The sequence below is a fragment of the Streptomyces sp. NPDC043867 genome (genome assembly GCF_056435845.1).
In genome coordinates, this window is record NZ_JBWKDS010000054.1 from 44,245 (window position 1) to 47,897 (window position 3,653).

Genomic DNA, 3,653 nt, shown 5'->3' on the forward strand with positions numbered 1-3,653 from the left:
CGCTGGCGAGAAGGTGGGGGGAGACTCGTGTGGTGGTCGGGGGACCGGTCGAAAAGGGACGAGGCAGGGCGCCCCAGCTGGTGCGGGGGCCTCCCCCGGCCCCCTTCCTGGCCCGAGCGGCTACGCGGCCTTCGCCTTCGTGGCGTACATGTCGACGTACTCCTGGCCCGAGAGGCGCATGACCTCGGTCATCACCGAGTCGGTCACCGCCCGCAGCACATAGCGGTCGCGGTCCATGCCCTCGTACCGGGAGAACTCCATCGCCTCGCCGAAGCGGACCGTGACACGGCCGGGACGCGGGATGCCGGCACCGCCGGGCTGCAGCTTGTCGGTGCCGATCATCGCGAACGGGACGACGGGAGCGCCGGTCATCAGGGTCAGCCGCGCGATGCCGGTGCGGCCGCGGTAGAGACGGCCGTCGGGGGAGCGGGTGCCCTCGGGGTAGATGCCGAAGACCTTGCCCTCCTCCAGGATGCGGCGGCCGGTCATCAGCGCCGCGACGCCGCCGTTGGCGCCGTCCCGGTCGACCGGGATCATGCCGACGCCGGTGAAGAACCAGGCCATCAGCCGGCCCTTGAAGCCCTTGCCGGTGACGTACTCGTCCTTGCCGATGAACAGCACCTGCCGGTCACAGACCAGCGGAAGGATCATCGAGTCGATGAACGTGAGGTGATTGCCGGCCAGGATGACGGGACCGTCGCCGGGGATGTGCTCCACGCCCTCCACCCGTGGGCGGAACATCAGGCGCATGATCGGTCCGAGCACTGCCTTGATGAGCACGAAGCGGGACAACGGGCCCTCCTGTGTCAAGGGATCGGTATGAAGTATGTGCAGGTGAGGACGATACTCGCGGCCGCCCGGTGATTGCACATCGGGTTCACCGAACGGATACGCGGTGTTGACGCACGTTTACCTGCGGGCGGCGCCCCGGGAAGGGCCGCCGGGCGGGAAAACATGTGACGGACGTCGCGCGAGTCGCCGCCCGCCGTGCGCCCCGGGAAGCGCGGGACTCCCCGTCGGTGACACCCGCCGCCGCCGGCGCCACCGGATCCCCGGGACTCGGCCACCCCACGCGAGCAGGACGGCCGGGGCGAGCACCGACCGGGTACCCGTGCCCGCGGCCCCCAACCCGGCGGACCGTCAACTCACGCACCCCGCAGGACATCCGGAGCCACCCACGTGTTCCGTCCGAGGTCTCCCTCCCGTCACCCGCGGGCACCTACGATCGTCCCGCTTCGAACAGGCGCAGCGCGGTACGGCGGAGGAGTGCTCATGGGGACGCAGGAATCGGACGAGCAGGGGCGGGGCACGGCGCGACGGGCACTGCTCGGCGCGGCGGTGCTCGGAGCGGGCGGGGCGGTCCTCGGACTGCCCGGCACGGCGAGCGCCGGCGAGCGGCACGGAGGCGGCTACCGGAACCTGCCCAAGCCGACCGTCATCGGACACCGGGGGGCCAGCGGTTACCGGCCGGAACACACCTTCGGCTCGTACGAGCTGGCCCTCGACCTGGGGGCGGACGTCGTCGAGGCCGGCGACCTGGTGCCCACCAAGGACGGACACCTCGTGTGCCGCCACGAGCCGGAGATCGGCGGCACCACCGACGTCTCGGCGCACCCCGAGTTCGCCGACCGCAGGACCACCAAGAGCCTCGACGGGGTCACCACCACCGGCTGGTTCACCGAGGACTTCACGCTCGCCGAGCTGAAGACGCTCCGCGCGGTCGAACGCATCCCCGGCACCCGGCAGCGCAACACCCTCTACAACGGCCGCTGGGACATCCCCACCTTCGAAGAGGTGCTCCGCTGGCAGGACGAGCAGACCCGCAAGCGCGGCAAGCAGGTCTGGATCTACCCCGAGCTCAAGCACCCCACCTACTTCCGCAAGCTGGGCCTCGGCACCGAGGAACGGCTCGCCAGGCTGCTGCGCAAGCACGGCAAGGACAGGAAGAACTCGCCGGTCATCATCCAGTCCTTCGAGCCGACCAGCATCCAGCGGATGAACAAGCTCGTCGGCAACCCGCTCGCCGTGCTCCTGTCCGGCGCCGGCAGCCGCCCCTGGGACTTCGTCGACACGGGCGACCCGCGCACGGTCGCCGACCTGGTCAAGCCCGAGGGCCTGAAGGAGATCGCGTCGTACGCGCAGGGCATCGGGCCCACGCTCGACCTGATCATTCCGAAGGACGCGAGCGGCAACCTCACCACGCCGACCACGCTGGTCCGCGACGCACACGCGGCGGGCCTGATCCTGCACCCGTACACGATGCGCAACGAGAACACCTTCCTGCCGGCGAACTTCCGCAAGGGCACCGACCCGAACGCCTACGGCGACGCCTTCGGCGCCTTCCGGACGTACTTCGAGACCGGCATCGACGGCGTCTTCTCCGACAACCCGGACACCGCACTCCTCGCCCGCGAGGACTTCGTCAACGGATGACCGCCCCACCCCGGATGGGGTGACACCCGGCCGCCCCGGCAACCTCGCGCCGGGGCGGCCGCGTCGTGCCGCACATGACACACGAGATGGTTGCCACGCTGCGCCCGCTGCTCGCCGCGGAGGCCTCGGCCGAGGCACACGCGACCGGAGCGGAGCCGGGCGACCTCGAACAGGCGGTCTGGGTGCGCCTCCTGGAGCGCCTCGACACGGACGGGGTGCCCGCCGACCCGCAGGGCTGGCTGCGCCGCGCCGTGCGCTCCGAGGCCCGCCGCAGCCGCCGCACGGCCCGCTTCGAAAGGTCGTACGGAGCCGAACCCGCGGACGACCAGCGGCCCGGCCCCGAACAGCACGCCCTCAGCGCGGCCCGGCACCGCTCCCTCCACGACGCCGTCCGCCGGCTGCCCGGCCGCTGCCCCCGCCTCATGGCGGCGCTGCTCTCACCCCGGGACCTGACCTACCGGGAGATCGCAGGCGAGTTGGGTATCTCACAGGGGAGCCTGGGACCGGAACGTTCCAGATGCCTGGGATGTCTGCGTCGATTGCTCTCCCCGGAGGTTGCGGCCCACGAAGCACGGGGATAGGAGTGGGGGACAACCGGTAAACAGGTGAGCGGGAGGCATGCACACATGGGCATGAGCGTGACCATCTCGGGGGCGACCGACCAGGAAGCCGAACAGATCCTGAAGTTGCAGTACCTCTGCTACCAGAGCGAGGCCGAGCTGTACGGCGACTACCGCATCGAACCCCTCACCCAGTCGCTGGACTCGCTCAGGGCCGAACTGGCCCAGGGGGCGGTGCTGGTGGCCCGGCTCGGGGACGAGGTGGTGGCCTCGGTGCGCGGCACCGTCGACGCCGAAGGGACGGCACGCATCGGCAAGCTCATCGTCCACCCGCGCATGCAGCGCCACGGCCTGGGCGGCCGCCTGCTCTCCGCCATCGAGACCCGGCTCGGCGCGGACGGCGCCGCCAAGTCCTACCAGTTGTTCACCGGTCACCGCAGCGAGCACAACCTGCGCCTGTACCGCAAGCACGGCTACGCCCCGGTCTCCACGAGGCGCGTCGACGAGCGCCTCACCCTCATCACCCTGGCGAAGGACGCCGACGCGAGCGCCTTCGCCGCCAGCGCCTAGGTGTATTGATCACGAGCGTTGTTGACACTCGCCGGTGCTTGATCATGGCGAAGACCTCCGGTGTGGTGGAGCTGTCTAGGACTGCACCGC

The 3,653-nt window shown here is 70.7% G+C and carries 4 protein-coding genes; 3 read left to right on the forward strand and 1 reads right to left on the reverse strand.

Annotation, left to right across the window (positions count from 1 at the left end; genetic code table 11):
• Positions 1-120 precede the first annotated feature (120 nt).
• Positions 121-792, reverse strand: a complete 672-nt coding sequence (locus AC069T_RS34930; protein WP_358856030.1) for a lysophospholipid acyltransferase family protein — start codon at positions 790-792, stop codon at positions 121-123.
• A gap of 480 nt (positions 793-1,272) precedes the next feature.
• Here AC069T_RS34930 and AC069T_RS34935 point away from each other — a divergent pair, with 480 nt between their 5' ends.
• From AC069T_RS34935 to AC069T_RS34945, 3 genes are all read left to right on the forward strand, one after another.
• Positions 1,273-2,433 carry a glycerophosphodiester phosphodiesterase gene (locus AC069T_RS34935; protein ID WP_478786558.1) on the forward strand — a complete coding sequence of 387 codons (1,161 nt, stop codon included), beginning with the start codon at positions 1,273-1,275 and terminating at the stop codon, positions 2,431-2,433.
• A 74-nt stretch (positions 2,434-2,507) separates the two neighbouring features.
• Positions 2,508-3,014, forward strand: coding sequence for a sigma-70 family RNA polymerase sigma factor (locus AC069T_RS34940; protein WP_478786559.1), 507 nt, complete (start codon positions 2,508-2,510; stop codon positions 3,012-3,014).
• Between the two features lie 45 nt (positions 3,015-3,059).
• On the forward strand, positions 3,060-3,563 hold the full coding sequence (locus tag AC069T_RS34945) for a GNAT family N-acetyltransferase (protein WP_478786560.1): 504 nt from the start codon (positions 3,060-3,062) through the stop codon (positions 3,561-3,563).
• The last annotated feature ends 90 nt before the right edge of the window (positions 3,564-3,653 follow it).

Excerpts from the sequence above, each read along its gene's own strand:
- AC069T_RS34935 (WP_478786558.1), top strand. The coding sequence starts at position 1,273 with ATGGGGACGCAGGAATCGGACGAGCAGGGGCGGGGCACGGCGCGACGG.
- AC069T_RS34940 (WP_478786559.1), top strand. The coding sequence starts at position 2,508 with ATGACACACGAGATGGTTGCCACGCTGCGCCCGCTGCTCGCCGCGGAG.
- AC069T_RS34945 (WP_478786560.1), top strand. The coding sequence starts at position 3,060 with ATGGGCATGAGCGTGACCATCTCGGGGGCGACCGACCAGGAAGCCGAA.